This is a genomic window from Leucobacter sp. PH1c (genome assembly GCF_000633415.1).
Classification (GTDB): domain Bacteria; phylum Actinomycetota; class Actinomycetes; order Actinomycetales; family Microbacteriaceae; genus Leucobacter.
Window position 1 is genome coordinate 26,814 of record NZ_AYMV01000010.1, and the last position, 26,992, is coordinate 53,805.

Annotated in this window: 21 protein-coding genes; 14 read left to right on the forward strand and 7 right to left on the reverse strand. The window is 72.6% G+C overall.

Going from position 1 to position 26,992, the window contains the following annotated elements; genetic code table 11:
* Positions 1-95 precede the first annotated feature (95 nt).
* Positions 96-1,160: a C45 family peptidase gene (locus U874_RS0103370; RefSeq protein WP_029987542.1), complete on the forward strand. Its 1,065-nt coding sequence runs from the start codon at positions 96-98 to the stop codon at positions 1,158-1,160.
* A gap of 84 nt (positions 1,161-1,244) precedes the next feature.
* On the opposite strand, the gene U874_RS0103375 is transcribed toward U874_RS0103370, so the two are convergent.
* On the reverse strand, positions 1,245-2,978 hold the full coding sequence (locus U874_RS0103375) for an amidohydrolase (RefSeq protein WP_081809873.1): 1,734 nt from the start codon (positions 2,976-2,978) through the stop codon (positions 1,245-1,247).
* A gap of 19 nt (positions 2,979-2,997) precedes the next feature.
* The gene (locus U874_RS0103380) at positions 2,998-4,248 is read right to left on the reverse strand and encodes an MFS transporter (protein WP_025133140.1); all 1,251 of its coding nucleotides are present in this window, start codon (positions 4,246-4,248) and stop codon (positions 2,998-3,000) included.
* A gap of 135 nt (positions 4,249-4,383) precedes the next feature.
* On the opposite strand from U874_RS0103380, the gene U874_RS0103385 reads away from it, so the two are divergent.
* The gene (locus U874_RS0103385) at positions 4,384-5,343 is read left to right on the forward strand and encodes a LacI family DNA-binding transcriptional regulator (RefSeq protein WP_025133141.1); all 960 of its coding nucleotides are present in this window, start codon (positions 4,384-4,386) and stop codon (positions 5,341-5,343) included.
* A gap of 39 nt (positions 5,344-5,382) precedes the next feature.
* On the opposite strand, the gene U874_RS0103390 is transcribed toward U874_RS0103385, so the two are convergent.
* Both U874_RS0103390 and U874_RS0103395 read right to left on the reverse strand, forming a co-directional pair.
* Positions 5,383-6,447: an LLM class flavin-dependent oxidoreductase gene (locus U874_RS0103390; RefSeq protein WP_025133142.1), complete on the reverse strand. Its 1,065-nt coding sequence runs from the start codon at positions 6,445-6,447 to the stop codon at positions 5,383-5,385.
* A 48-nt stretch (positions 6,448-6,495) separates the two neighbouring features.
* Positions 6,496-6,861, reverse strand: a complete 366-nt coding sequence (locus tag U874_RS0103395) for a DUF2568 domain-containing protein (protein WP_025133143.1) — start codon at positions 6,859-6,861, stop codon at positions 6,496-6,498.
* A gap of 89 nt (positions 6,862-6,950) precedes the next feature.
* On the opposite strand from U874_RS0103395, the gene U874_RS0103400 reads away from it, so the two are divergent.
* From U874_RS0103400 to U874_RS0103430, 7 genes are all read left to right on the forward strand, one after another.
* Positions 6,951-8,225: an amidohydrolase family protein gene (locus tag U874_RS0103400; protein WP_025133144.1), complete on the forward strand. Its 1,275-nt coding sequence runs from the start codon at positions 6,951-6,953 to the stop codon at positions 8,223-8,225.
* A gap of 70 nt (positions 8,226-8,295) precedes the next feature.
* On the forward strand, positions 8,296-9,873 hold the full coding sequence (locus tag U874_RS0103405; protein WP_025133145.1) for an ABC transporter substrate-binding protein: 1,578 nt from the start codon (positions 8,296-8,298) through the stop codon (positions 9,871-9,873).
* Between the two features lie 62 nt (positions 9,874-9,935).
* Complete coding sequence (locus tag U874_RS0103410) at positions 9,936-11,063, forward strand: ABC transporter permease (protein ID WP_232755858.1); 1,128 nt, start codon at positions 9,936-9,938, stop codon at positions 11,061-11,063.
* The gene (locus tag U874_RS0103415) at positions 11,060-13,633 is read left to right on the forward strand and encodes an ATP-binding cassette domain-containing protein (RefSeq protein WP_051582783.1); all 2,574 of its coding nucleotides are present in this window, start codon (positions 11,060-11,062) and stop codon (positions 13,631-13,633) included. The genes U874_RS0103410 and U874_RS0103415 overlap by 4 nt, the downstream gene beginning before the upstream one ends.
* Positions 13,634-13,703: 70 nt before the next feature.
* Positions 13,704-14,264 (forward strand): hypothetical protein, encoded by a 561-nt coding sequence (locus U874_RS0103420; protein ID WP_025133147.1) that lies wholly within the window; start codon positions 13,704-13,706, stop codon positions 14,262-14,264.
* Between the two features lie 27 nt (positions 14,265-14,291).
* Positions 14,292-15,860, forward strand: a complete 1,569-nt coding sequence (locus U874_RS0103425) for a flotillin family protein (protein WP_232755859.1) — start codon at positions 14,292-14,294, stop codon at positions 15,858-15,860.
* A 5-nt stretch (positions 15,861-15,865) separates the two neighbouring features.
* Positions 15,866-16,477 carry a PH domain-containing protein gene (locus tag U874_RS0103430; protein WP_232755860.1) on the forward strand — a complete coding sequence of 204 codons (612 nt, stop codon included), beginning with the start codon at positions 15,866-15,868 and terminating at the stop codon, positions 16,475-16,477.
* 96 nt (positions 16,478-16,573) lie between these two features.
* Here the strand turns inward: U874_RS0103430 and U874_RS0103435 are convergent, their stop codons facing one another.
* Positions 16,574-17,128 carry a YqaJ viral recombinase family protein gene (locus U874_RS0103435; protein ID WP_036057734.1) on the reverse strand — a complete coding sequence of 185 codons (555 nt, stop codon included), beginning with the start codon at positions 17,126-17,128 and terminating at the stop codon, positions 16,574-16,576.
* A gap of 318 nt (positions 17,129-17,446) precedes the next feature.
* Between U874_RS0103435 and U874_RS0103440 the strand changes: the two genes are divergently transcribed.
* Together U874_RS0103440 and U874_RS0103445 are read left to right on the forward strand one after the other, a co-directional pair.
* Positions 17,447-18,181: a response regulator transcription factor gene (locus U874_RS0103440; RefSeq protein ID WP_025133151.1), complete on the forward strand. Its 735-nt coding sequence runs from the start codon at positions 17,447-17,449 to the stop codon at positions 18,179-18,181.
* 168 nt (positions 18,182-18,349) lie between these two features.
* On the forward strand, positions 18,350-20,785 hold the full coding sequence (locus U874_RS0103445; RefSeq protein WP_025133152.1) for an HAD-IC family P-type ATPase: 2,436 nt from the start codon (positions 18,350-18,352) through the stop codon (positions 20,783-20,785).
* Between the two features lie 11 nt (positions 20,786-20,796).
* On the opposite strand, the gene U874_RS0103450 is transcribed toward U874_RS0103445, so the two are convergent.
* Positions 20,797-21,417 (reverse strand): GyrI-like domain-containing protein, encoded by a 621-nt coding sequence (locus U874_RS0103450; protein ID WP_025133153.1) that lies wholly within the window; start codon positions 21,415-21,417, stop codon positions 20,797-20,799.
* Positions 21,418-21,713: 296 nt separating this feature from the next.
* Here U874_RS0103450 and rplJ point away from each other — a divergent pair, with 296 nt between their 5' ends.
* Together rplJ and rplL are read left to right on the forward strand one after the other, a co-directional pair.
* The gene (gene rplJ, locus U874_RS0103455) at positions 21,714-22,223 is read left to right on the forward strand and encodes a 50S ribosomal protein L10 (protein ID WP_025133154.1); all 510 of its coding nucleotides are present in this window, start codon (positions 21,714-21,716) and stop codon (positions 22,221-22,223) included.
* A gap of 80 nt (positions 22,224-22,303) precedes the next feature.
* Complete coding sequence (gene rplL, locus U874_RS0103460) at positions 22,304-22,684, forward strand: 50S ribosomal protein L7/L12 (protein ID WP_025133155.1); 381 nt, start codon at positions 22,304-22,306, stop codon at positions 22,682-22,684.
* A gap of 153 nt (positions 22,685-22,837) precedes the next feature.
* On the opposite strand, the gene U874_RS0103465 is transcribed toward rplL, so the two are convergent.
* The gene (locus U874_RS0103465; RefSeq protein ID WP_369802345.1) at positions 22,838-25,228 is read right to left on the reverse strand and encodes a glycosyltransferase family 2 protein; all 2,391 of its coding nucleotides are present in this window, start codon (positions 25,226-25,228) and stop codon (positions 22,838-22,840) included.
* A 180-nt stretch (positions 25,229-25,408) separates the two neighbouring features.
* Here U874_RS0103465 and U874_RS0103470 point away from each other — a divergent pair, with 180 nt between their 5' ends.
* Positions 25,409-26,953, forward strand: a complete 1,545-nt coding sequence (locus tag U874_RS0103470; protein WP_025133156.1) for a chitinase — start codon at positions 25,409-25,411, stop codon at positions 26,951-26,953.
* Positions 26,954-26,992: the final 39 nt, after the last annotated feature.

The window sequence follows — 26,992 nt, forward strand, 5'->3', positions numbered from 1 at the left end:
CCGACCCCGGGGTGCGCCGCCCGGCGCGGCGCACCCGCACTTCCGACCCCACGGGTCTCTCACCCGTGCCCAGCGACACCAGAAAGAACCAGCACATGACCGAGAAGACGAGCCGAATCCACCTGGATCTCCACGGCGCGACGCGACGCGAGCTCGGCCTCGCGCGCGGCACGGCGCTGCGCGGCACGCTCCCCGCCGCCGTCGAGCAGTACACCGAGCTGTTCCGCATGATCGAGGTCAGCCCCGAGCGCGAGCAGGCCGGCGTGGAGCGGATCCTCGCCACCCTCACCGCCTGGCGCCCCGAGCTCGTGGAGGAGCTGACGGGTATCGCGGAGGGCGCGGGCGTGCCCCTCGCCGCCGTCGTCGCCCTCAACGCACGCACCGAGATCCTCGCGCTCGGCAACCGCGCCGCGCACGAGTGCTCCACCGTGACCGCCGAGATCGACGGGCACCGCTTCGGCGTGCAGACCTGGGACTGGCACATCGAGTTCGACGAGCTCTGGCACACGCACGCCGTCTCCGGCCCGGGGTACCGCTACGCGGGCCTCACGGAGCAGGGCATCATCAGCAAGATCGGCGTGAACGAGGCGGGCCTCGGGCTGCACTTCAACATCCTCGGGCACGCGGACGACCGGCCGGAGGGGGTGCCCATGCACGTGCTCTCGGGTGTCGTGCTCAGCGAGTGCGCCACGATCGCCGAGGCGCTCGAACTGATCCGCAGCGCGCCCATCACCTCGTCCTCCGCGTTCACGATGGTGGACGCGAGCGGCGCCGTCTCGGTCGAGATGAGCCCGGCCGGAGTGTTCCCGATCCCGGAGATCGCGGGATCGGTGCAGCGCACGAACCACTTCCAGCACGAGACGCCGCTCGGCGCGCAGAAGACCGAGCTCTATGAGCCCGACTCGTCGGAGCGCCTCGCGCTCGTGCGCGAGCGGCTCGCGGCCGGGTTCCCGGACGCTCCCGACGCCATGGTGCGCCTGCTCCTCTCGGGCGAGGGGCAGCCGCCGCTCACCTGCGTGCCCGACATGACGAAGGCGTTCGGGGAGCGTTGGGCGACGCTCGCGACGATCATTACGGACCCGGATGCGCGCACCATCCGCATCCTCGACGGCATGCCGCCCGAGGCCGAGACGGGCGAGTGGCGGGTGCTCACGGCGTAGCCGGACGCACCCGCAGCGGGTGCTGAGACGGCTGGGGGCCGGGGCGCATGCGCGCCCCGGCCCCCAGCCGTTCGTGCGGCGGTGCTAGACCCGAGTGCCGTCCACGTAAGTGGCGAGCACGGGCGTCTCCGCGAGCTCCTCGGGAGAGACCGCGAGCGGATCGGCGGCGAACACGGTGAGCGCGGCACGCGCGCCCGGGCGGATCGCGCCCTCGTCGGCGACCCCGATCGCGCGCGCCGCGTGCACCGTGTACCCCTCGAGCGCCTCGAGCGGGGACAGCGCCTGCTCGGGCTGCACGGGGAGCAGCTCGGGGCGCGCGAGCGGCACCCGGAGGATCGTCTCCGCCATCATCGCTCGCGGATCGAAGGGGGTGACGGGCCAGTCGCTGCCGAGCGCGAGCACGGCGCCCGCATCGCGGAGGTCCTTGCAGCGCCAGCCGTGCGCCGCGCGCTCCTCGCCGAGCCGCACCGACCAGTTGTCGCTCCGATCGGCGCGCGTGTGCCGCGTGCCGTGGATGGGCTGCATGCTCGCGGCGACCCCGAGGGCGGCGAAGCGCGGCACGGTCTCGTCGGGGATCGTCTCGATGTGCTCGATCCGGTGCGCGGCGCGGGCGCGCAGCTCGCCGAGCGACTCCAGCGCGTCGAGCACGAACGACACCCCGCGGTCGCCGATCGCGTGGGTCGCCGTGGGGATCCCCTGCTCGGCGAAGAAGCGCAGCGCCCGGCGGTACGCCTCGGGGTCCGTCCAGATCGAGCGGAGCCCCTCGCCGTAGCAGTCGGGCTCAGCGAGCCAGGCCGAGCCGTTGTCGACGGTCCCGTCAATCATGAACTTCACGCCGTCGACTCGCCAGCGCCGGCCGTGGAGGCCCTGGAGCTCGGCGATCCCGCGGAGCGCCGCATCGTCCGAGCCGGGCGGCACCATGGGGGAGAAGCGCAGCCGGAGCGGCAGCTCGCCCCGCTCCTCGAGGAGCTCGAGCACCTCACGGCTCCCGTCGTGGAAGTCCATCACGTGCGTGCCGGTGATGCCGCTCGCCGCCATGCCGGCGAGCACCTCGGTGAGACGGTCCGCGCGCCGGTCGAGCGGCTCGGGCGGCACCCGCTCGAGCACGAGGTCCATGGCGGCGAGCTCGAGCAGGTAGCCCGTCGGACTCCCGTCGGCGTCGACCCCCACGGCGGATTCGTCGGGGAAGCGCTCGGCACCCGTGAGGCCCACGTGCGCGATCGCGGCGCTGTTGACGACGGCGGAGTGCGCGTCGCGCATCCGGAGGAAGAGCGGGCGCCCCGCCGTGACGTCGTCGAAGATCCGGCCCGAGAACCCGCTCGCGGCGAAGATGTTCGGGTCGACGCCCCAGCCGAAGATCCACTCGCCCTCGGGGGTTGCCGCCGCGGCCGACGCGAGCGCGGCGCGCACCTCGTCGAGCGGGCGGTCGGTGAGCTGCACGCCGCGGGTGAGCTCGAGCCCGAACACGATGTGCGTGTGGCCGTCGATGAGGCCGGGCACGATCGTGGCGCCCGGGAACTCGTCGACGATGGTCTCGGGCCCGCGGAGCCCGGCGAGGGACTCGGGGGTGCCGACCGCGAGCACCCGGCCCGCGGCGACCGCGACCGCCGAGGGGGCGTCGGACGACAGTGCGTCCGCCGACGGCGCGTCCGCCGACGGGGCGCTGTCGGAGCGGCGCTCGGCGAGCGCATGGACGCGCTCGCCCACCACGATGCGCTCGGCGCGCGGGGCGACGGGCGGGGCGACGGGTGGGGCCACGGGCGCCGCCCCGGGCGCGGGGGGAGCGGGGAGATCAGCGGGTCGCTGCTGCGCGGGCATGGGAATCCTTCCTTCGGGGTTACGCGCGCTCGGCGACGGGCGCGGCGACGGGGAGCGCGGTCGTGTTGCCGTCTTCGAACTTGCGCCGGGAGCGCGAGATGAGGAAGAGGGCCGCGCCGAACACGATGCTCGGAGCGGTGACCACGAGCGCGTACTGGACGGGGCTCAGCACGCCGACGAGCTGGCCGCCGATGAGCGGGCCGAACGCGACGCCCGCCAGGTAGAAGCCGGAGACGATGACGCCGACCCGGCCCGTGACGTCCATCACGGCGGCGAGGCCCGTGACGAGCACGAGGATCGCGCCGTACATGACGCCCCAGATGACGATCGAGACGCTGTAGGCGATCGCGGAGCCGCTCGTGATCATGATGAACTTCGTGATCGTGCTGATCGCGATGATGATGACGAGCGACCAGCTGCGGCCGATCCAGCGGAGGGCGAGCGGCGCGAGGAGGGCGCCGAGCAGGCCGCCGCCGACCTTGCCCGCGAGGAGCGCGCCGGAGACCTCGGGCGTGAGGCCCGCCTGATCCGCGAGCACGCTGGTCATCGAGTAGACCATGTCCTCGGTGAGCGACCAGAGGCACATCGAGACGGCGAGCACGAGCGCGGTGATGGTCACGGTGCGCGAGGCCGCGGCCGGGGCGGTGTCAGCGGCAACGCCGGATCCCGCATCGCGGGGGAGGCCCGCGCCGCTCGCGGGGAGGTTCGGGAGGCCGCCGGCGAGGAGCAGGCCGAGCAGGCCGAGCGCGGCGATCACGATGAGCACGGAGCGCAGGTCGTTGTGGAAGAGCGGCGCGATCGCGAGGAGCGCGGTGGCGCCGATCCGGTTGATCACCATCACAGTGGTGACCGTGCGGTCGGGGTTCTGCGTCGAGGATGCGGCCGCCGTGCCGGTCGCGATCATGATGCCGGCGCCGATCCCGCCGAGCATGAGCCCGCCCATCACCGCCGGGGTCGTGAGCAGGGCGGCCGCGATCCCGTAGCCGAGCACCATCGCGAGGAGGCCGAGGCGTCCGAGCCGGGGGCGATCGGCGGTGGCAATGAAGCGGGTGGTGATGAACATGGCGAGCGCAGAGCCCGCGGTCATCCCCGTGGCGAGGGCGCCCGCGGTGGCGATGTCGACGCCGAGATCCTGCACCATGGCGGCGATGAGCACGGGCACGAGGTTCGCGGCCATGAGCGCGATCACCCAGGTGCCGACGAAGCCCATGATGACCTTCCCGGTCAGCGCGGCGAGGCCGGCGGGGGCTGCGGGGGTGGCTGTGGACACGGGTGACTCCTTTGTCGAGTGGGCGGCGCGGCCGCGGGATCAAGTGCGGGAACGTTCCCGCACTGCGTAAATATACGTGCCGGGCCGGGCGCGCGCAACTGCGGGTCGCCGCGGGGCGGCCCCTATGCTGGAGCTATGGCTGCTTCCGGAGTGACGATCGTCGACATCGCCCGGGCGCTCGGCATCTCGAAGACGGCCGTCTCCTCCGCGCTCCACGGCCGCGGCCGGGTGTCCGAGGAGACGCGTCAGCGCGTGCTCGCGCAGGCCGAGGCGATGGGCTACCAGTCGAACCGCGCGGCGCAGCGCCTCCGCGGCGGGCAGCACGGGGCGATCGGCCTGCACCTCCCGGCCGACCTCCGCGAGCTCGCCTTCTACATGGAGTTCACCTTCGGTGTCGCCGACGTCGCGGCCGAGCGCGGGCTCGATCTCCTCCTCCGCACGGCCGCCGCGGGGGGCTCTCCCCGCCCCGGAGTGGACGGCCTGCTCGTCGTCGACCCGACCCCCGACACCTTCCCCGACGCCGTGCGCGGGCTCGGGGAGGCGCCCGTGGTCGCCGTCGGCGAGTACCGCGGACCGGGGAGCGCTGCCGTCGCCGCCTCGATCGCGGCCGACCACCGCGGACTCATCGGGCAGGTGCTCGACGTCCTCAGCGAGCGCGGCGCCGAGCGCCCCGCCCTCGCCGCGCTCGAGGAGCAGCGCGAGCCGCTCTGGGCGAGCGACGTCGTCGCGGGGTACCGCGACTGGTGCGGCGCGCACGGGGTCCAGCCGCTCGTGCTGCGCGTCCCGGTGGCGCCCACGGACGCCGAGATCGAGCGGGCGCTCGCCGAGGTCGAGGCTGCCGGACGCGATGCGCTCGTCTGGGTGGCGCAGAGCGTCGTGCCGCACGCCCTCGCGCTGCAGGCCCGCGGATACGGCGCCGGGATCCAGCTCGGCACGATGGCGGTGGACCCGGGAGCCGCGCGCGCCGTCGGGGTCGACCTCCGGCCGCGCGCCTACGGGCGGGCCGCCGCCGAGCTGCTCCTCGGGGTGCTCGCGGGCGCGGTCGACGCCGGCGCGCACGAGGTGCACGCGGCGCGGCTCGTCGGCCCGGCCTGAGCCGCGTGTCCGGAGCAGGCACCCTGCGCGAGCTGCGAGCTAGCGCAGCAGCTCGCGGACGCGCGGGATCACGGTCGTGCCGTAGAGCTCGATGCTCTGCATGAGCTGCGCGTGCGGCATGGTGCCGTTCGCGTACTTGAGGTCGAAGCGGTCGGCGCCGAGCGTGCGCACGGTCTGCGCGATGCGCTGCGCGACCGTCTCGGGGGAGCCCACGTAGAGCGAGCCCGTGTCGGCCTCGCGCTCGAACTCCGCCCGCGTGGTCGCGGGCCACCCGCGCTCCGCGCCGATCCGGTTCCGGTTGCGCTCGAAGTGCGGCCAGAGCTGATCGCGCGCCTCGGCGTCCGTCTCGGCGACGTGCCCGGGGGAGTGCACGCCGAGCGGCATCTGCTCGCGGCCGAGCTCCTCCTGCGTCTCGCGGTACAGCTTCGCGAAGGGGAGGAAGCGGGCGGGATCGCCGCCGATGATCGCGAGCATCATGGGGATGCCGACCTCGACGGTGCGGAGCACGGAGTGCGGGCTCCCGCCCACGCCGATCCACGCATTCACGCCGTGAGGCTGCTCGGTCTTCGGGTACACCTCCTGCTCGACGAGCGCGGTGCGGTGACGCCCGGACCAGGTCACGGGGCCCTCGGAGCGCAGGCGGGCGAAGAGCTCGAGCTTCTCGGAGAACAGCTGGTCGTAGTCCTCGAGCCGGTAGCCGAAGAGCGGGAACGACTCGGTGAAGGAGCCGCGGCCGAGGATCACCTCGGCGCGCCCCGAGCTGACCGCGTCGAGCGTGGCGAAGCGCTCGTAGACGCGGACGGGGTCGTCGCTCGAGAGCACGGTCACGCCCGTGCCGAGCAGGATCCGCTCGGTCTGCCCGGCGATCGCCGCGAGCGCGATCTCGGGGGAGCTCAGCGCGAAATCGTCGCGGTGGTGCTCGCCGAGCGTGATCGCGTCGACGCCGAGGCGGTCGGCGAGTGCGGCCTGTGCGACCACGTCGCGGAGCACCTGCGCGTGCGAGGAGCGGGTGCCGTCGGCGGCGAGGGTGACGTCGCCGAAGGTGTCGAGGCCGAGGATGAGCTGGTCGGCGGAGGCGCCGGCGACCGTGCGCGGATGTGTCATGCCCGGTGCAACAGCGGCGCGGGCCGGGCTATTCCGCGCGGGCCCGCGCTAGCGGGTGCGGCGCGAGGTGAGGTAGCCCACCACGGCGCCCGCGACGCCGAAGAGCGCCGGCCAGAGCCAGAAGACGCCGAGCGAGAGGAGCGCGGCAACGGCGGCCGCGAGGAGCATGAGCTCGAAGAGCGCAGCCGCGAAGTAGTCCACGCGCAGCACCGGGCGCGGGGAGAGGAAGAGCGCCCACAGGAGCACGGACAGCACGAGCAGCCCGAGGCCGGTGAAGATGCCGGGGAACGGCAGCGGCCACGACAGGAAGCCCCACACCGTGATCACGATGATGGCGACGAGGTGGAACAGGCCGCGGGCGAGCTGGAACCGGGCGGCCGTGCGCGCGGACTGGGGGGAGGTGGTGCTGGTCACCCGCCCAGTCTACCCGCTGCGCTGTGCGGGTGGTTCAGCGGAGCGTGCGGCAAGTGGTCCATTGAATCGATCCTGGCTACCGTAATGACATGGACCAGGCGCGGCACGCTGCCGGGCCCGTGATTCCGGGAGCCCCCGGCGCGGGCGCGGTCGTCGGCGTGCGCGCGCTCGACGAGCGCGGGGGCTTCGGCGCCCCCGGCACGCTGCGCTGGGCGCAGGGCCGCTTCGTCGCCGCTTCGGATCCGGTCGCTCCGGTTGATCCGGCCGTTCCGGTCGCTCCGGCGATGGCCGGCACCGAGCTCTGGGCGATCCCAGGCCTGGTCGACGCGCACGTGCACGCCGCCTGGCACGCCTTCGACGCGGCAGACCGGGAGCGCGCGAGCGCCGACGAGCGCCGCGCAGCGACGGCCGACGGGCTGGCGCGCACGCTCGCGGCGGGCATCACGAGCGTGCGCGACGCGGGCGGCCTGAGCGCCGCCGAGCTCGCCGCGATCCCGGCCGCCGAGCGCCCGGCCGTGCAGCTCTCGGTGCGCCTGCTCGATCGCGCGGCGGCCGACGCCGCGGGCGGCCTCGACCGCGCCGTCGAGGGGGTGCTCGCCGAGGGCGCGCGCTGGGTGAAGCTCGTGGGCACCGCGGGCGTCGCGAGCCCCGCCGGGACCGGCCTCGACCCCGTGTTCTCGGCTGCCGAGGTGCGCGACGCGGTCTCGCGTGCCGAGCGTGCGGGCGCCGCCGTCATGGTGCACGCCTGGGGCGGCGCCGCGATCGACGATGCGATCGCGGCGGGCGCCGCGAGCATCGAGCACGGGATCTTCCTCACCGACGCGCAGGCCCGTGCGGCCGCCGCGGCGGGGCTCACGCTCGTGCCCACCCTGCGGATCTACCGGCTTGTCGCGGACATGATCGATGCGGGCGCGCTCCCCGCGGCGTTCCGCGCACGCGTGTCCGAGGCGGTCGGCGCGCACCCCGAGGCCGTCCGCCGCGCGCGGGACGCCGGCCTGCCGATCGCGGTCGGCACCGACTCGGGCACCCCCGAGCAGCACGGCTCGGCGCGGCTCGAAGTCGACGCGCTCCGCGCTGCCGGCCTGAGCGCGGAGGAGGCGCTCCTCGCGGCCACCCGCTCGGGGGCGGCGCTCCTCGCGCGCGCCGAAGCCGATCCGGATCCCGAGCCGCGCACCGGAGGCACGCTCGCCCCCGGAGCGCGCGCCGATGCCCTGCTCCTCGCCCGCGATCCCCGCGAACCCGGCGCCCTGTCCGCGCCCGGGGCCGTCGTCGGCGTGCTGCGCGGCGGCGTGTACCGGCCCGCAGGCCCGCTTCCGGCGTCCCCGCCCTCTGCGGCGCCTCCTCCGGCACCCCCGCCGCGCTGACCTCGCTGGCCGCCGGCTCCCCGGCCGCCAGGATCCCCGACTGCTTCCACCCCCTGAAAGGACCCATCCCGTGCACACCCCATCCCGCGCGAGGCGCCGCCTCGCGACCGCGGCAACGGCGCTCGCCGCCGCGCTCCTCCTCTCCGCCTGCGCCGGTGGCGCGGCTCCCGGCGACGGCGCCGCGAGCGGGGACCCGGTTTCCGGCGGCACGCTGATCTTCGGCCGCGCCGCCTCCGCCGACAACCTCGACCTGAACCAGCAGATCACCGCGAACAACGCGTTCGCGATCGACAAGATCTTCGAGCCGCTCGTCAGCTTCGACGAGTCGGGCGCCCTCGTGCCGTGGCTCGCCGAGTACACCGCCAACGACGCGGGCACGGAGTACGTGTTCACCCTGCGCGAGGGCCTGCAGTTCTCCGACGGCAGCCCGGTCGAACCGGCCGACGTCGTGTTCTCGCTGAACCGCCACATCGACGTCGGCGGCCCGCTGCCGCTCACGGCCCCCATCTCCGCGATCGAGGAGACGGGGGCACGCGAGGTGACGATCACGCTGAGCGCCCCCTACACCCCGTTCCTCTCGGAGCTCGCGAGCTTCTCGAACGGCATCTTCCCCGCTGACTTCGGCGGCGCGAGCGAGGACGACTTCTTCCGGCAGCCGATCGGCACCGGCCCCTTCGCCGTGCAGAGCTTCGACCCCAACGGCGACCTCGTCTTCGTGAAGAACGAGCACTACTGGCAGGAGGGGAAACCCTCCCTCGACGGGCTCGAGTACCGCGTGGTCGCCGACGACGCGCAGCTGCGCCAGCAGCTCGCCGCGGGCCAGCTCGACGCGATCGATATCGTCCCCGCGGCGAACGCGGCCGAGGTCGACTCTGCCGCCGACACCGTGCTCTCGCAGACCCCCGGCTGGTCGACCGAGCAGGTCTTCTTCAATACCCAGCGGCCCGAGCTCGCGGATCCGCACGTGCGCCGGGCAATCGCGCACGCCCTCGACCGCGAGGGCATCACCTCGGCGACGACGTTCGGCACGGCCGAGGTGGCGAATGCACTCCTGCCGCCGACCATCACCGACTCCGCGAACGACACGGTCACCCCGCTCGACTTCGACGTCGACGCGGCGAAGGCCGAGCTCGCGAAGTCGGCGTTCCCCGACGGCTTCTCCACCACGCTGCTCATCGCGAGCGGCAACGCCCAGCGCGCCCAGATCGCCCAGATCGTGCAGGAGTCGCTCGCGAAGATCGGGATCACGGTCTCGATCGAGCAGCTCGACATCGCGGTGTTCCGCGAGCGCTTCTTCGCCTACGACTTCGACATCATGCTGAACAGCGGGCAGTCGGACGCGCCGGATCCGAACGGCTTCATCACGTTCCAGGCGGATCCGGAGGGCTTCAGCAAGTCCTACTGGACGCACTACACGAACGATCGCGTGACCGAGCTCATGCACGAGGGGCGCACGACCGCCGAGGGCCCCGAGCGCACGAAGATCTACGGCGAGATCCAGCAGATCCTCGCGGACGATGTGCCCTACATCCCGCTGTTCTTCCCCGCGAACCTCAAGGCGACGACGAGCGATGTGCAGGGCTTCACGGTGCTGCCGAACGGCAGCGTCCGCTTCGAGGACGCCTGGCTCGCGAGCGTCGGGAAGTAGCGGCCCCGAGCGGGACGCGTGCGCGCGGGGCCCACGGGCCCCGCGCGCACTACAGTGATGACGTGGTGACGAGGAACGGGCGAGCGCAGGAGCCGGGCAGCGCAGTGCGCGATGCCGCGGGCGCCCGGGCGGCGACGGCCCCCGGCCTCGCGCGGCGGATCGCGCGCGAACTCGGCCGGGTGCTCGGCCGCGTCGTTCCCGTCATGATCGGCGTCGTCGTCGCCGTCTTCTTCCTGCTCCGGATGGTGCCGGGGGATCCCGCCGCGATGATCCTCGGCGAGCGGGCCACCCCCGAGTCGATTGCGGCCCTCCGCGCCGAGCTCGGCCTCGATCTCCCGCTCTGGCAGCAGTTCACCCACTTCGCGGTCGGGCTGATCACCCGCTTCGACACGGGGGACTCGCTCGTGACCGGGGTGTCCACCCGCGAGCTGATCCTCGCGAAAGCCCCGATCAGTCTGGGCATCGTCGGCCTCGCGGTCGTGCTGGCCGTGCTCATCACGGTGCCGCTGGCGCTCGCCGCAGCGCGCCGCCAGGACGGCTGGATCGATCACGTCGTGCGGATCATCCCGGCCGTGGGCATGGGAATGCCGCTCTTCTGGATCGGCCTGCTCCTCATCATCGTCTTCGGCGTGCAGCTGCGCTGGTTCCCGGTGGGCGGTGTCGGCACGGGGCCGGGAGAACCGCTCAGGAGCCTCTTCCTCCCCGCGCTCGCGGTGGCGCTCGGCATGGCTCCGCCGCTCATCCGCTCGCTGCGCGCGCAGCTCATCGACGTGCTCGCGGCCGACTTCGTGACGACGCTCCGCGCCGCGCGGATCCCCGAGCGGCGCATCCTCGCCCGGCACGTGCTCCGCAACGCGGCGCTGCCGACGCTCACGCTCCTGAGCGTCAACACCGCGACCCTCATCGGGGGCACGCTCGTCGTCGAGAAGGTGTTCGGGATCAACGGGCTCGGCGCCCTGCTCTTCCAGTCGATCGGCAGCCGGGACTTCCCGGTGGTGCAGGGGATCGCGCTGTACTGCGCGCTGCTCGTGGTGCTCGTCACGACCGTCGCAGGCGTGCTTGCCGCGGCGCTCGACCCCCGGCTCCGCGCCGGCGACCCGGTTGCCGAGCCCGCCGCGGGCCCGGCCGCCGGGCGCGGGAGCGAGGCCGCAGGCGGCCCCGTGGGCGCCGCGCAGGGAGACCCCCGATGAGCGCCGCGCGGCGGGCCCTCACCTCGCCCGCGTTCGTGGCCGGCGCCCTGCTCACGCTCGCGCTCGTCGCGGTCGCCTGGGCCGCCCCGCTCCTCGCCCCGGCCGATCCCGCGGCGCAGGATCTCACGGGCGGGCTCCAGCCGCCCTCTCCCGAGCACTGGCTCGGCACCGACCAGCTCGGCCGCGACGTGCTCTCGCGGATCCTCTTCGCCGCGCAGACCGACCTCCGGCTCGCGGTGCTCGCCGCCCTCGCCCCGTTCGTGATCGGCGTCGCCGTCGGCCTGATCTCGGGCTACTTCGGGGGCGCGGTCGACTGGGTCGCCTCGCGCGCGACCGACACCGTGATCGCATTCCCCTTCTACGTCATCGTCATCGCGATCGTCTTCGCCGTGGGAGCCGGGGAGCGAGGGATCGTGCTCGCCTTCGCGCTCGTCGGCTGGGTGGGGTACGCGCGGGTGCTGCGCGCCATGACGGCGGCTCTTCGGGAGACGGGCTGGGTGCAGGCCGCGCGCGGCGGCGGGCTATCGCACGCGCGGATCCTGGTGCGCCACGTGCTGCCGAACGTGCTGCCGCAGGCGATCGTGCTCCTCGCCTCCGAGATCGTGCTCATCATGGTCGCGATCGTCACGCTCGGCTACCTCGGGCTCGGGATCCAGCCGCCCACGCCCGACTGGGGCACGATGATCGCCGACTCGCAGCAGTTCATCACCACGCACTGGTGGCTGCCCGCGTTCCCGGGCCTCGCCGTGGTGCTCACGGGCGTCGCGTTCTCGCTCCTCGGCGACGGGGTGGGCGACGCGCTCCGAGTCGGCGGACGGCGCCGCGGCCGCGCGCGAGGCGGTCGCCCGCGCAACGCGCGCCGGGGCACCGTGCTTCCTGGTGTCGTGCCGTCCGGCGCCGTGCCGTCCGGGGCCATGCCGCCCGGCGCCGTGCCGCCCGGCGCCGTGCCGTCCGGGGCCGTGCCGCCCGGCGCCGTGCGCGTGCGCGGGCTGCGCGTGCACGGCGCCCGGGCGGCCGGAGAGGCGGGGCGCGAACTCGTCTCGGGCGTCGAGCTCGACGTCGCACCGGGCGGCGCGCTCGGCATCGTCGGTGCATCGGGCTCGGGGAAGAGCCTCACGCTGCGCGCCCTCCTCGGCCTCCTCCCCGCGGGGGTCGACGCCTCGGCACGGGAGCTCTCCGTCGGCGGGCCCGTCGGCATGGTGTTCCAGGATCCGCTCACGGCGCTCGACCCGCTCACCCGGGTGGGGAGCCAGCTCCGAGCCGCGGTGCAGGCCGCGGCGGCGTCCGGCGCGCCCGAGCGCGGCCGCGCCGCCGCCGACGCCCGCGTGCGGGAGCTGCTCGCCGACGTCCGGCTGCCTGATCCCGCGCGGATCGCCCGGTCCTACCCGCACGAGCTCTCCGGCGGCCAGCGTCAGCGCGCGGTGATCGCCCTCGCCCTCGCGGGGGATCCCGCCGTGCTGCTCTGCGACGAGCCCACGACCGCGCTCGACGTGACCGTGCAACGGGGCGTGCTCGAGCTCCTCGCGGAGCTTCGGCGCGAGCGGGGCATGACGCTCGTGTTCGTGAGCCACGACGTCGCCGTCGTCAGCGAGCTCTGCGACGAGCTCATCGTGATGAGCGACGGGCGCATTGTCGAGGCGGGGGCGACCACGGAGGTGCTCGCGGCCCCGCGCAGCGGGGAGGCCCGCGCGCTGCTCGCCGCCGTGCCGCGGCTGCCCGCGCTCGCCCCGCTCACGGGGGCGCAGCCGTCCGCAGACCCGGCGGAAGACCGCGCCGCCCCACCGAGCGACGCACCGAGCGACGCACCGGGCGACGCACCGGGCGCGGAGGCCTCCGGGCTCGTGCTGCGCGATGTGCGCCTGCGATACGGGCGCACGGTCGTGGTCCCCGGCGCGAGCTTCGCGGTTCCCCGGGGCCAGGCGGTCGGTCTCGTGGGCGAGTCCGGCTCGGGGAAGACGAGCCTCGCGCGCGCCATCGCGGGCCAGCTCCCGCTCGCGGGCGGGGAGCTCCGCTGGGGCGGCGAGCGGCTCGGTGCGCGGCGCTCACCCGAGCAGCTCCGCGCGATCCAGCTCATGCCGCAGGATCCCGCGTCCTCGCTCAACCCGCGGATGACCGTCGGTCAGACGCTCGGCGAGCTGTTGCGCGTGCACCGGATCGTGCCGCGTCGCGCCGTCGCGGATCGCGTCGCGGAGCTCCTCATGAGCGTGCGGCTCGATCCCGCGCTCGCCGCATCCCACCCGCACGCGCTCTCGGGCGGGCAGCGCCAGCGCGTGGCGCTCGCCCGCGCCCTGGCGCTCGGCCCGAGCCTGCTCGTCGCCGACGAGCCCACGAGCGCCCTCGACGTCGCGGTGCAGGCGCAGGTGCTCGAGCTCCTCGCCGAGCTCCGCGCGGAGCTCGGCCTCACGGTGCTGCTCGTCTCGCACGACCTCGGCGTCGTGCACGAGTTCTGCGAGCGGGTGCTCGTGATGCGCGCGGGAACGCTCGTCGAGACGGCGGGGCCCGGCTTCTTCACGGCGCCCGCCTCCGCGTACGGGCGCGAGCTCCTCGCGGCCGTGCCGCGCCTCCCCTGACGCGATTTCGCTCGGCCGCGGCGGCCCGGCTTGCTACGCTCCCAGTACAGGCGTTGAGAGGAGGTGCCGAATGGACGGCATCATGAGCTGGCTGGATCGACTCGTGGACGGCTCCCTCATCGCGGGGGGCGTCTTCCTCATCATCGGCATCGTGGGCGGCGTGCTGCTGCTCATCTCGCTCGTGCTCGACGGGATCTTCGATGCCTTCGACTTCGGCGACGGGCCGCTCAGCCTCACGACGATCGCCGCCTTCACCGCGATCTTCGGCTTCACCGCCTTCGCCCTCGTCGGCGCGGGGCTGCCGACGCCGCTCGCGGGAACGCTCGGCGCCGTGGCCGGCGTGATCGGCGGGGCCGCTGCCTGGTGGCTCAGCCGGCTCATCCGCAGCGCGGAATCCTCCACTGCCGTCTCCGGCGAGGAACTCGTCGGCAGCGCAGCGAGCGTCGTGCTCGCGATCCCGGCCGGCGGCCTCGGCGAGGTCGCGCTCGTGCGCCACGGCGAGCGCGTCTCGCTCGCGGCGACCGCCGACACCGCGATCCCGCGCGGCGCCCAGGTGCGCATCGCACAGACCATCACGGCGACGTCGGTGCGGGTCGAGCCCGCGCCCGCCGCCGCCCCGCCCACCCAGTAACCCGAAACGGGAGAGGACATGTTCTTTATGACCCCCGCAATTGTCGGAGTGTTCGGCGCAGTCGTCGCGCTCGTGCTCATCGCCCTCGTCATCATCAAGCGCTACCGCATTGCGAAGCCCGATGAGGCGATCATCGTGACCGGTGGCAAGGGCAAGGAAGTGAAGACGGCCGACGGCGGCACCGTCCGTGACATGTCGGGCCAGAAGGTCGTCACGGGCGGCGGCGTGTTCGTCCTGCCGTTCGTGCAGAAGTCCTTCACCATCTCGCTGCGCTCGCGCCGCCTCTCGATCACCACCGAGGCGCAGACCACCGACGGCATCACGATGCAGGCCCAGGCCGTGGCCGTCGTGAAGGTGGGCGGCTCGCAGGAGATGATCCGCGCCGCCGCCCAGCGCTTCCTCTCGAACTCGGACGAGATCGACGAGTCGACGCAGGAGGTGCTCTCGGGCTCGCTGCGCTCGATCATCGGCGGCCTCACGGTGCTCCAGATCATCCGTGACCGCGCCGTCGTGGCCCAGAGCGTGCTCGAGGCCGCCGAGGAGGCGCTCACGAAGCAGGGCCTCGTGGTCGACACCCTGCAGATCCAGGAGATCCGCGACGGCGCCGACTACATCACGAACATCGGGCGCCCCGAGGCCGCGAAGGTGCGCCAGGCCGCCGACATCGCCGAGACGAACGCCTACCAGGCCTCCGAGGAGGCGAAGATCTCCGCGGAGAAGGTGCTGCTCGACCGCAACCGCGAGCTGAAGCTGCGCCAGGCGGAGATCCAGGCCGAGACGGACAAGGCGAACGCGCAGGCCCAGGCCGCCGACCCGCTCGAGCAGGCGATCCAGCAGCAGGCCATCGTCGAGCAGCAGCAGATCACCGCGCAGAAGGAGGTCGCGCTCCGCACCGAGAAGCTGAACGCCGACGTGCGCGCCGTGGCCGAGGCCGAGGCCTACCGGGTCGAGGCGCTCGCCAAGGCCGAGGCCGCCGCCTCCGTGTCCGCGGCCGAGGGCCGCGCGCAGGCCGTCGAGCGCGAGGGCGTCGCGAGCCGCGCCGCCCGTATCGCCGCGTCCGAGGCACTCGCCGCCGAGGGCCGCGCCGAGGCCGAGGCGATCCAGGCGAAGGGTACGGCAGAGGCCGCGGCCATCGACGCCCGCGCCCGCGCGCTCGAGACGCAGTCGCAGGCGGTGCTCGCGCAGGAGCTCATCCACCTGCTGCCGCAGATCGCGAACGAGTACGCGCAGGCGATTGGCGCGATCGACAGCATGACGGTCGTCTCGGCCGACGGCACCTCGAAGGTGGCCGGCGAAGCTATGGGCAACATCAAGGGCCTGCTCGAGATGGCGAAGGACACGGTCGGCATCGACCTCGTCGGCATGCTGAATGGCGCCGTGAGCGGCGGTGCCGCAGGCGCGGCAGCCGGGCGCGCGGCGACCGCGTCCGCCCGCGACGGGCAGGGCGACGCGCTGCTCGCGTCGCGCCCGAGCGCTGTCGAGACGCCTGCGGCCGACGAGGTCGTTCCCGCGCACGCCGCGGCCGACGCGCCCGAGCCCGCTGCGGAGCCCGGCCAGGCCGCGGCGGACGAGGTCCAGGTGGAGCGGGCAGAATAGGGAGCATGGCTTCCCGTTCCGCGCGCTCGATGACCGCGGAGGTCGACTCCTTGATGGGGCCGGCCCCCGCGAGTCACGCGCAGCCCGAGGTGATCGTGCTGCGCTTCCGCAGACACGGACGCCGGCTCCTGCTCCCCGCGCTCGCGCTCATCGCGATCGCGGCGGTCGCCGGGTTCTGGGTGGGGCGGCTCCCCGCGGGCTGGGCGAATCTCGCCGCGGCGCTCGTCGCCGGGGTGCTCGGCTTCGTGCTCGGAGTGCTGCCGATGCTCGCGTGGCTCGCGGGCCGCACGACGGTGACGACGCGCCGGGTGATCGTGCGCCGCGGGCTCTTCGTGCGCCAGCGCGCCGAGCTGGCGCTCGGCCGGGTGCGCGAGGTGCGGCAGCGCCGCAGCCTCGGGCAGCGGCTCTGGGGTTGCGGCAGCATCGAGCTGCTGTACGGCGCGGAGAAGCTGGTGCTCGAGGATGTGCCGGGCTTTGCGCTCACCGCCGAGGCCCTCCAGGAGCTCATGGAGCGCAGCTACGCGCAGGAGAGCCGGGTGCAGCAGACGCTCGGGGCCGCGCAGCTGCCGTTCGGCGCGGGCGGGCTCGGCCCGGGCGCCGCGCCCCCGCAGTTCTGACCCCGCGAATCTCACCCCGCGGGTTGAGCCCCGAGACGCTGACCCCGCGATTCGGGCCCGCGGTTCCGCGCGCAGGACGCGCCGAGCCGCGACCGCTCAGCTCGTGCGGGCGATGAGCGTGTTGATGAGCTCGCTCGCGAGGGAGACGAGCCGCGCGATCTCGTTCTCGTCGCGGTCGATCCAGCGGCACTCCGGATCCCCCACGGGGACGAAGTTCTCGTGCCGCTCCCACACCATGAGCGTGCGGTCGGCGCCGAGCACGTACTGCTGCCACCACACCTGCCGGAGGTAGTGGCGGGGGATCGTGCGCCACTCCTTGTTCGTGGTCTTGATCTCCGCGAGCTCGATGGAGCCGCCGTCGCGGAGCACGAGCCCGTCGGGCGTGGCGAGGTGGCGCAGATCCGCCGCGGCGTGGAAGAGCGCCTGGCTCGGCGCGATGCCGTGCTCGCGGAGCACCCAGCTGGCGATCTCGGGCTCGCGGGCCTTGCCGTGGTCGGTGTAGACGTTGCCGCTGAAGCGGCTGCCGTGGAGCTTCTCGTGCGCCGCGTTCTCGATCGAGCGCGGGGTGGAGAGCTTCGCGACGTCTGTCGCGGTGATGCCGCGGGCGCGGGCGCGGAGCCACGCTACTCGGTCGGTGCCATCCGTGACCATGCGGGACAGATAATGCGGTGTAGAATCGGTCACTCGTCCAGTCTCCCACGGACTTCGTCGTGGTGCGGACGTCGCCATAGGGGGATGACGTCATCCGTGACCCGGCCCCGAGACCGACTGCACGCTTGCATTCACACAGGATGCACTCAGTGACCTCTATGACGGGAATCAGGCAGCAACAGTAGGCTCACAGCGAGCTGTCGCCGAGGTTCCGTCGAGCGGTCACGACAACCGATTTCATCGGGGTATGGACGAAGCCCGAGCGCAGAGCGCTCGCGACCCCAACCCGCGCAGAGCCGAGAGGAAGAGACAAGAGCAATGGATTCACAGAATCTGACGCGCGCCGACGGGGGCAAGATCCGGGCGCTGGTCGTCGACGACGAAGCATCGATCACGCAGCTGATCGCCATGGCGCTCCGGTACGAGGGATGGGAAGTGGAGACGGCCGCCACCGGCCAGGAGGCCAGCGACAAGATCCGCAGCTTCCGACCCGACGTCGCCGTGTTCGACATCATGCTGCCCGATTTCGACGGGATGCAGCTGCTGTCCCGGGTGCGCGGGGAGGGAGACATGTTCCCCGTGCTCTTCCTGACCGCGCTCGACTCGGTCGAGGACCGCGTCAACGGGCTGACCGCGGGAGGCGACGACTACGTCGTCAAGCCGTTCAGCCTCGAGGAGCTCATCGCCCGCCTGCGCGGCCTCGTGCGCCGCTCGCAGATCACGCTCTCGCAGCAGCCTGACCCCGTGCTGCGCGTCGGCGACCTCACGCTCAACGAGGACAGCTACGAGGTGGAGCGCGGCGGCGAGCCGATCATGGTCACCAACACGGAGTTCGAGCTGCTGCGCTACCTCATGCGCAACCCGAACCGCGTGCTCTCGAAGGCGCAGATCCTCGACCGGGTCTGGGCCTACGACTTTTCCGGGAAGTCGACCGTCGTCGAGCTGTACATCTCCTACCTCCGCAAGAAGGTCGACGCGGGCCGCGCGCCCATGCTGCACACCGTGCGCGGCGCCGGCTACATGCTGAAGGCGGCGGCCGAGCCCGCAGCCTGAACCGCGAGCTGAGCGAGCAGCCGCCCCGCGCACGCCGAACGGCGCGCGCGGGGCGGCTGCGCGTTTCGGGGCCGCCGATTCGGGAAACCCGGAAAACTTCGGCGGGATCCCCACGATTCTCCCAGGAATGCCAGGGAGACCTCGCCGGGGTCTTCTAGGCTGTTCCGCATGGAAATCACCGGGATCCGGGGGCTCACCGCCGCCGAAGCGGAGCGCAGGTTCGACGCGGGGCAGGGCAACGCCGCCCCCGACGGATCGAGCCGCTCGCTGTGGGAGATCCTCGCGGCGAACGTGTTCACGCTCTTCAACGGGATCGTGTTCGCGGGCTTCGGGATCCTGCTCGCCCTCGGCCGGTGGCAGGACGCCCTGTTCGGCCTGCCCGCGCTCTTCAACACCGTGATCGGTGTCGTGCAGGAGTTCAACGCGAAGCGCACCCTCGACCGGCTCGCCGTGCTCAACGCGCCCACCGCGCGCGTGCTGCGCGACGGGAGCGCCGTCGAGATCCCGCTCGACCGGGTGGTGCTCGGCGACGTGCTCGTGCTCCGCATGGGCGACCAGATCACCGCGGACGCCCGCGTGGTCGACACGGACCACAGCGGCCCCGCCGGGCTCGAAGTGGACGAATCCCTCCTCACGGGCGAGTCGGACCCGATCCGGAAGCGCACGGGCGACGAGGTGCTCTCCGGCTCCAGCGTCGTGGGCGGTACGGGGCTCGCCGAGGTGGTGCGTGTCGGCGGCGACTCGTACGCCGCGAAGCTCACCGCCGAGGCGCGGAAGTTCTCGCTCGTCCGCTCCGAGCTGCGCGGCAGCATCGACCGCCTCCTGAAGTGGATTACTTGGGCGCTCGCACCCATGATCCTCATCGTCGCGAACGGGCAGATGCAGGCGCAGGGCGGCTGGGAGGCCGCGCTCGCGAGTGGCGCCTGGCGCGAAGCGGTCGTCGGGGCCGTCGCCGCCGTGATCGCCATGGTGCCGCTCGGCCTCGTGCTCGTGACGAGCATCGCCTTCGCGGTGAGCGGGGTCACGCTCGCGCAGCGGCAGGTGCTCATCCAGGAGCTCCCCGCCGTCGAGGGGCTCGCCCGCGTCGACGCGCTGTGCCTCGACAAGACCGGCACGCTCACCACGGGGGAGATGCTCTTCGACCGCGCCATCCCGCTCGCCGAGGTTCCCGGCTGGCGCGGCGTGCTCGGCCACCTCGGCAGCGCGGACGACGCGAACGGCACGGCCCGCTGCCTCGCGGCCCCGTTCGGCGAGGCCCCCGGCCCACTCGATCCCGAATCGATCCCCTTCAACTCCGCGCGGAAGTGGAGCGCCCTCATCGTCGGCGACGACGCAGCGGACCGTCCCGCCCCGGGCACGTGGGTGCTCGGCGCACCCGAGTTCGTGCTGCCCGCGGCCAGTGGGGCCGAGGCGGCCGACGCGATCGCCCAGGCCGGCGCGCTCGCCGAGGCCGGGGCCCGCACGCTGCTGCTCGCGCACAGCGCCGAGATCGCCCCGCCCGCCGAGCACCCGGAGCTGCCCGGCGGCCTCCGCCCCGTCGCGCTCCTCACGTTCCGCGAGCAGGTGCGCGACGACGCGGCGCAGACCCTCAGCTACTTCGCCGAGCAGGGCGTCGACGTGCGCGTCATCTCCGGTGACGACCCGCGCACCGTCGCCGCCGTGGCCCGCACCGTCGGCCTCGACTGCCCGGAGGGCCGCGATGCGCGAACGCTCCCCGATGACCTCGACGAGCTCGGCGAGATCCTCGACCGCGAGCGGGTGTTCGGCCGCGTCACGCCGCACCAGAAGCTGCAGATGGTGCACGCGCTGCAGCGCCGCGGCCACGTCGTCGCGATGACCGGCGACGGGGTGAACGACGCGCTCGCGATCAAGGAGGCCGACCTCGGGATCGCGATGGACACCGCCGCGCAGGCCACGAAGGCCGTCGCCCGTCTCGTGCTCCTCGACGGCCGATTCGATCGCATGCCCGGCGTGGTCGCCGAGGGGCGCCGCGTGATCGCGAACATCGAGCGGGTCTCGATGCTCTTCCTCACGAAGACGAGTTACGCCTTCGCGATCGCCGTCGTGTTCGGCCTCCTGGCCTGGAGCTTCCCGTTCCTGCCGCGCCAGCTCTCGATCACCGACGGGCTCACCATCGGCATCCCCGCGTTCTTCCTCGCGCTCATGCCGAACGCGGCGCGCTACCGCTCGGGCTTCCTGAAACGCTCGCTTGCCTTCGCGATCCCGGCCGGTCTCGTCGTGACCCTCGGCCTCGTCGCCCTGCACCTCGGCGCGGAGCGGCTCGGCGGCTTCAGCTTGATCGAGCAGCAGTCGGCGGCCACGCTCACGCTCGCGGGCATCGCGCTCTGGGTGCTCGCAGTGCTCGCGCGGCCCGTGCACCCGTTCCGCGTGCTCATCGTGCTCGCGATGTACGCGGGGCTGGGGCTCATCTGGCTGATCCCGATCGCGCGCGACTTCTTCCAGGTCACGTGGCTGCCGAACGATCTCGGCCTGCTCGTGATCGGGATCGTGGCGACGGGCATCGTGATCATCGAGCTGCTCCGGGCCTGGCACCTCCGCTTCATCCGCCACCAGGAGCCCGCGCCGCAGCTCGTCACGGCCTGAGCGTCACGGCGCTAGGCCGGCGTGATTGGCTGGCGGAGGATCGTGCGCATGCGCTCGGGGGCGGTACGGCGGCGGTCGCTCAGGTAGATCTCGTGGTGCGTCCCCGTGAGGCGGGCGCCGAGGCCGGGGATGATCTCGTCGTGCAGCCGCGCGAGGGTCTCCGCCTCGGCGTCGAAGCTCCCCACGTGCAGGGTCTGCACGCAGCGCCCCTCGTCGAGCCATTCGAGCCGCACCTCGTCGAGGCGCTGCGGCGGCTGCTTCCCCGCGGCGACCGCCGCGGCCGTCGCGGCGACGAGTTCGGGCGTGATCCACTCGGGGACGAGCAGCATGAGCGTCCAGCTCCACCGCGACTTGTCGCGCGACGAGGTGAACGCCGACATGTCCTCGGCCCACCAGAGCCCCTCGAGCGGCGGGACGACGTAGTCGTGGCCGAGCTCGCGCTTGCTCGCGAACTTCAGCGCGTAGGCGAGCGGGTAGAGCGCGGCGACGGCCTCGGCGAACGCCGGCGCGGTGTTTGGATCGCCGTGGCCGTCGATCATCAGGTAGCGCATCGGCGGGACGATCAGCTCGCGGAACTCCCCGCGCCGCGCGGCGTAGCTCGCGAGCGTCTTCGTGAGCGTGATCTTCTCCACGTCGCCTCCCTCTCGCGCGGGATCGCCGCGCGTCTTCCCCGCAGCGTATCGAGTGCGGGGGAAGTGTGCTAGAGTTATCGACGGCCAAAGACCGCCGGTAGGGTTCGCAAGAATCCCGGAACGTCTGCGAGAGCAGAGACCAGCGCAGGTGCAGAACTCCTTGACCGGCGGGTTTCCCCCGGATTCATGAAGCTCCGTGCGTGCGCGCCGGAGCTTTTTTCGTTTCACGATGAGCTCCGACAGGCACGGCCCTCGATCGGCATCCGCCGCTCGGGTACAACAAGCTAGGGAGCGCCATGGCTACGAAGGACGCTACGGTCGCCGATCTTCAGCAGAAGTTTGAAGAGTCGGGCGCCGTTCTGCTGACTGAGTACCGCGGTCTCACGGTTGCTGAGCTGCGGGAACTCCGCAACAGCATCCGCGAGCACGCGACGTACGCTGTGGCGAAGAACACGCTGACCAAGATTGCGGCCAACAACGCCGGGATCACCGCATTCGATGACGAGCTCGCCGGTCCTTCGGCTCTCGCCTTCGTGCACGGTGACACCGTCGCGGTCGCCAAGGCTCTGCGTGACTTCGCCAAGGCACACCCTCTTTTGGTGGTAAAGGCTGGCTACTTCGATGGCAAGCCGCTTACCGCCGCTGAGGTAGGCAAGCTCGCCGATCTCGAGAGCCGCGAGGTGCTGCTGGCCAAGGCCGCAGGCGCCATGCAGGCCTCGCTCGTCGGTGCAGCACAGCTGTTCGCTGCCCTGCCCGCCAAGGCCGCACGCGGCTTCGGCGCGCTGCAGGAGAAGCAGGACGCGTAAGGAACGGCTCACGCCGTTTCACGTACAAAAACCCCGCCTGAGGCACGTCAGTGCCTGGGCAAACATCAAGGAGATACATCATGGCTAAGCTTTCGACTGAAGAGCTGCTCGAGCAGTTCAAGGAGCTCACCCTCATCGAGCTCTCCGAGTTCGTGAAGGCCTTCGAGGAGACCTTCGACGTCTCGGCTGCCGCTCCGGTTGCGGTTGCTGCTGCTCCGGCTGCCGGCGCTGCTGAGGCCGTCGAGGAGAAGGACGAGTTCGACGTCGTCCTCGAGTCGGCTGGCGACAAGAAGATCCAGGTCATCAAGGTCGTGCGCGAGCTGACCGGCCTGGGCCTGGGCGAGGCGAAGGCTCTCGTCGAGGAGGCTCCCAAGAACGTGCTCGAGGGCGCGAAGAAGGATGCCGCCGAGGAGGCCAAGGCGAAGCTCGAGGAGGCTGGCGCGGGCGTCAAGCTCGTCTAAGCTCTTCGCGATACGCGAATAGGGGGTCCGCTCTTCGGAGCGGGCCCCCTTGTGCATGTCCGGGGCCGGATCGGCGCCGCGCTGCCGCTCGGAGCTCGGAGCTCGGAGCTCGTCAGCGTCGGACCCCCGGCGGGGGACGAACCCCTGCTCGGACTACTCGGCGCGGGTCGCGTGGCGCGCAGCGCGGCGCCGGGCGCGGCCGGTCGGCTGCTGCGGCGGCACCTCGACGGGCGCGCTGTGATCGTGCACATCGGCGCGCACGCTGCTCAGCCGGCGGCGGCGGTCGCTCGTGCGCGCGAGGTCGCGGCGGAGGCGGCGATCGCCGTGGTAGAGGATCGCCTGCCAGTTGACCGTCGCGGTGGGATCGACGAGCGACTCCTGCTTCGCGCGCTTCGGCTTGATCGGCACGTAGAGCCAGCCGACGAGCCCGAGGCTCGCGTCGGCGATGGCCGCGCGGATGCCGATGTACGCGACGATCGCCCAGGCGGCCATGATCGCGTTGAAGGTGGCAAAGGCTGCGTTGCCCCAGTTCCCCACCGCGGAATCGCGCACCGCGGTGAGCACGGAGAAGCCCACGATGATGAAGGGCAGCGTGACGTACAGGCCGGGCGCCGCCGTGCGGCCCACGACCTTGGGCGTGCGCGCGAACGGGATCTTCGACCCGGTCGCGCCCTGCTGGAGCGACTTCAGCACGCCGGCGAGGTTCACGGGGAGCAGGATCAGGTTGAAACCGTAGATCCGGAAGATGTCGCCGAAGCGGTGCCCGCTCGCGCGGAGGTCGAGGCCCATCGAGATGAAGTACGGCAGCGCGGCCGCGATCACGAGGGGGCTGAGCAGCCGCGAGTCGAACGGGAAGAACAGCAGGAACAGGAGCCCGAAGCTCGCCCACGCGAGCGAGGACATGTAGTTGCTGCGCAGCAGCTTCTCCGTGAGGCGCACGCGGTCCGGGGTGTGCTTGCGCGCACGGATCATCTCGAAGAACTTCGGCATGATGAGCAGGCCGCCGTTGGCCCAGCGACGGCGCTGCACCACGAGCGAGCCGAAGTCGGGCGGCGTCGCACTGTAGCTCAGCCGCTCGGGATAGTTCTCGAGCGTCCAGCCGTGGAGTCCGAGGTCGATGCTCGACTCGGTGTCCTCGATGACGGTGCGATCCTGCACGTAGGTGGTGATCTCGAAGCCGCCGACCGTCTGCGTCACCGCGATGTCGTCGAGCGCGGCCGTGCGGATCACCGCGTTGGCGCCCACCCAGAAGGTCGCGCCGAAGTAGGTGAGGCCCTGGTGCTGGATGTGCTGCAGATCGGTCGTCGCCCCCGCGATCCGCTCGATGCGCGTGCTCGCGCCGCGGAACGAGGAGTACGGCGTCTGCGTCACCGCAACCCGCTCGTTCTCGGGCTGCTCGAGCAGGTACACGAGCCGCAGGCAGTACTCGCGCAGCAGCTGCGAGTCGGCGTCGAGCGTCAGGAGGTAGCGCGAGTCGGGGATCACGAGGTCGGCGCTCGCGGGATCCTCATCGACGCCGAGCTCCTCGAGGATCTGCTCGCCCGTCTCGCGCGCGATCCGGTAGTTCCCACCCATGAGCGAGATGTACGAGTTCAGGTTCATCGCCTTGTTCGGCTCCTGCGAGAGGGAGGCGTACTGCTTCCGCTCGAAGGAGCCGAGCTCGGCGCTGAAGATCCACACGAGGCGCTGGTGCAGCTGGCGCAGCCGCTCCCAGTCGGGCGCCGCGCCCTGATCGTGCGCGGCGTCGAGCGCGAGCCGCGTGAGGCGCAGGTCGTTCGAGAGCCCCAGCAGCACGTGCTCGGCGAAGAACTCGCCCATGTGCTCGTCGATCTCCTCGGTGCCGGCGAACGTGTCGAGCCAGGTCGCGGCGTCCGCGTAGGCATCGGCCGCCCGCTTCGCGTCCGCGGGGCTGGGCGTTGCTGGCGCCTCAGCGAGGAACGCGTCGAGCGCCGCCTGCGCTGACGCACGCGGCTCCTCGAGCTCCGCGGCGATCTCCCCGAGCAGGGAGCGCGTGCGCTCGAGGCGCGCGAGCGGCTCGCCCGTGAGTCCCTCGGCGCGATCGTCGATGAGCAGCACGATCCGGATGTCGGGGAACTCCTGGAGCGCGGCCGACCAGAGCGTGTACCGCACGACGTCGGGTTCCTCGTCGTAGCTCGGGATGAGCACCGTCACACGGTCGTCCGAGCGCGCGAAGTGCTCGTCGAGCAGGGCGCGCTCCACGCGGCGGTGCTCGCGGAACCGCACGAGCGCGCCGTAGCGCGCGGTGAGGTACATGATCGCCGAGAACGTGAGCGCCGTGACCGTGAGCCCGTAGACCCAGGTCTGCAGGTGGAAGACGAACGACTCCTTGGGGCCCTCGATGACCATGCGGATGATCGTCGTGAGCATGTAGAGGAACCAGGAGACGACCGTGATCACGATCGCGAGGCGCGCCCAGACGACGGCGGCGGGCGAGGGCCGCGAGGGCACGATCGCGAGCGGCTCGGCGCGGTGCTCCGCACCCCATTGCCTCCGGCGGGCACGCTGCTGGGACGATTCTGGCACGCGAACTCCTCCATCCCCAGCGGTGGCGCGCCACTCTCCCCGTGGCGCGACGCGCACTCGGGGGAAACCTGCCGATTCCGGGCCCGAGTGTGTCACCATGATCTTATCCGGGAGGCTGGCGATCGGGCGCCACCGAATATCTCCGGGGGTCCGGTCCCGATGTCCAAGCGGTGGGGAAGAATGTCGAAGTGGTTTCCGGGGCGACGGCTGTCGTGGCTGCGCCTGTCCATCCTGATCGTCGTGGTCGCCGCGCTCGCGTTCGGGGCCGTGTTCGGCTGGGGCTGGTGGCAGGATCAGCGCGAGGCGAGCGAGCAGCAGCCCTGGAGCGACGGCTACGTCGATGTCACGGCGACGCCGAGCTTCGCGTTCGAGAGCCCGGGCAGCGACGGGCCGAAGAACGTCGTGCTCGCCTTCGTCGTGGGCGATCCCGATGCGGCGTGCCGCCCCGCCTGGGGCGGGGTGTACGGCCTCGACGAGGCTGAGGACATGCTCGACCTCGACCGGCGGCTGGCGCGTCTGCGGAACCTCGGCGGCTCGGCCATGGTGTCGTTCGGCGGGCAGGCGAACTCCGATCTCGCGCTCGAGTGCACGGATGCCGGGAAGCTCGCCGACGGGTACCGCTCCGTGGTCGACCGCTACGAGCTCGCGAGCATCGACATGGACCTCGAGGGTGAGATGCTCGCCGACGCGGCCGCGGTCGAGCGCCAGGCGCGCGCAATCCGCGAGGTGCAGGCGGGCGCGAGCGACGGCCTCGACGTCTGGCTCACGCTGCCGGTGGCGCCCGACGGGCTCACGGCGGAGGGGCTCGACGCGGTGCGCAGCTACCTCGACGCCGGGGTCACCGTCGCGGGAGTGAACGCCATGACGATGAACTACAACTCCGGGCTCGACGAGCCGCTCATCGACACCGTCCGCGGAAGCCTCACCGCGATGCACGCGCAGCTCCGCTCGCTCGCGCAGGCCGCCGGCGTGCCGATGGGGGAGGCTACCGCGTGGAGCCGGATCGGCGCGACGCCCATGATCGGGCAGAACGACGTGCGCGACGAGGTGTTCACGCTCGCCGACGCCCGCGCGCTCTCGGCTTTCGCCGCGGAGAACGGGCTCGGCAGGCTCTCGATGTGGTCGCTCAACCGCGACCGCAGCTGCGACGCGAACTGGCCCGATCCGAAGCAGGTCTCCGACTCGTGCAGCGGCGTCGACCAGGGCGACGAGCGCTTCGCGCGCACGCTCGCGGGGGAGCGCCACGGTGCGATCGCGCAGATCGCGCCCTCCCCGCAGCCGGAGGCGCCCGCGCGCGGCGAGGTCGTCGACGATCCCGAGACGAGCCCCTACCCCGTCTGGAACGCCGACGCCGCGTACCCCGCCGAGACCAAGGTCGTGTGGCGCCGCAACGTCTACGAGGCGAAGTGGTGGACCCAGAACGAGCAGCCGGACGAGCCGACCGAGAGCGGAGCGCAGCCCTGGCGCCTCCTCGGCCCCGTGCTCCCGGGGGAGAAGCCGATCGAGCGGCCGCAGCTGCCCGCGGGCGTCTACCCGGCGTGGGACCACGGCACGGAGTACCGCCAGGGCGATCGCGTCATCTTCGACGGGATCGGCTACGAGGCCCGCTGGTGGACGAAGGGGGAGAGCCCGGACGCCGCGCTCGTGCTCCCGCAGAACTCGCCGTGGCGGGTGCTGAGCGATCGCGAAGTCGCCGAGGTGCAGTCGGCCGCCGCGGGCGAGTAACCGGGGGCGAGCGGGGGGATCCCGCGAATCGCGGCGGGA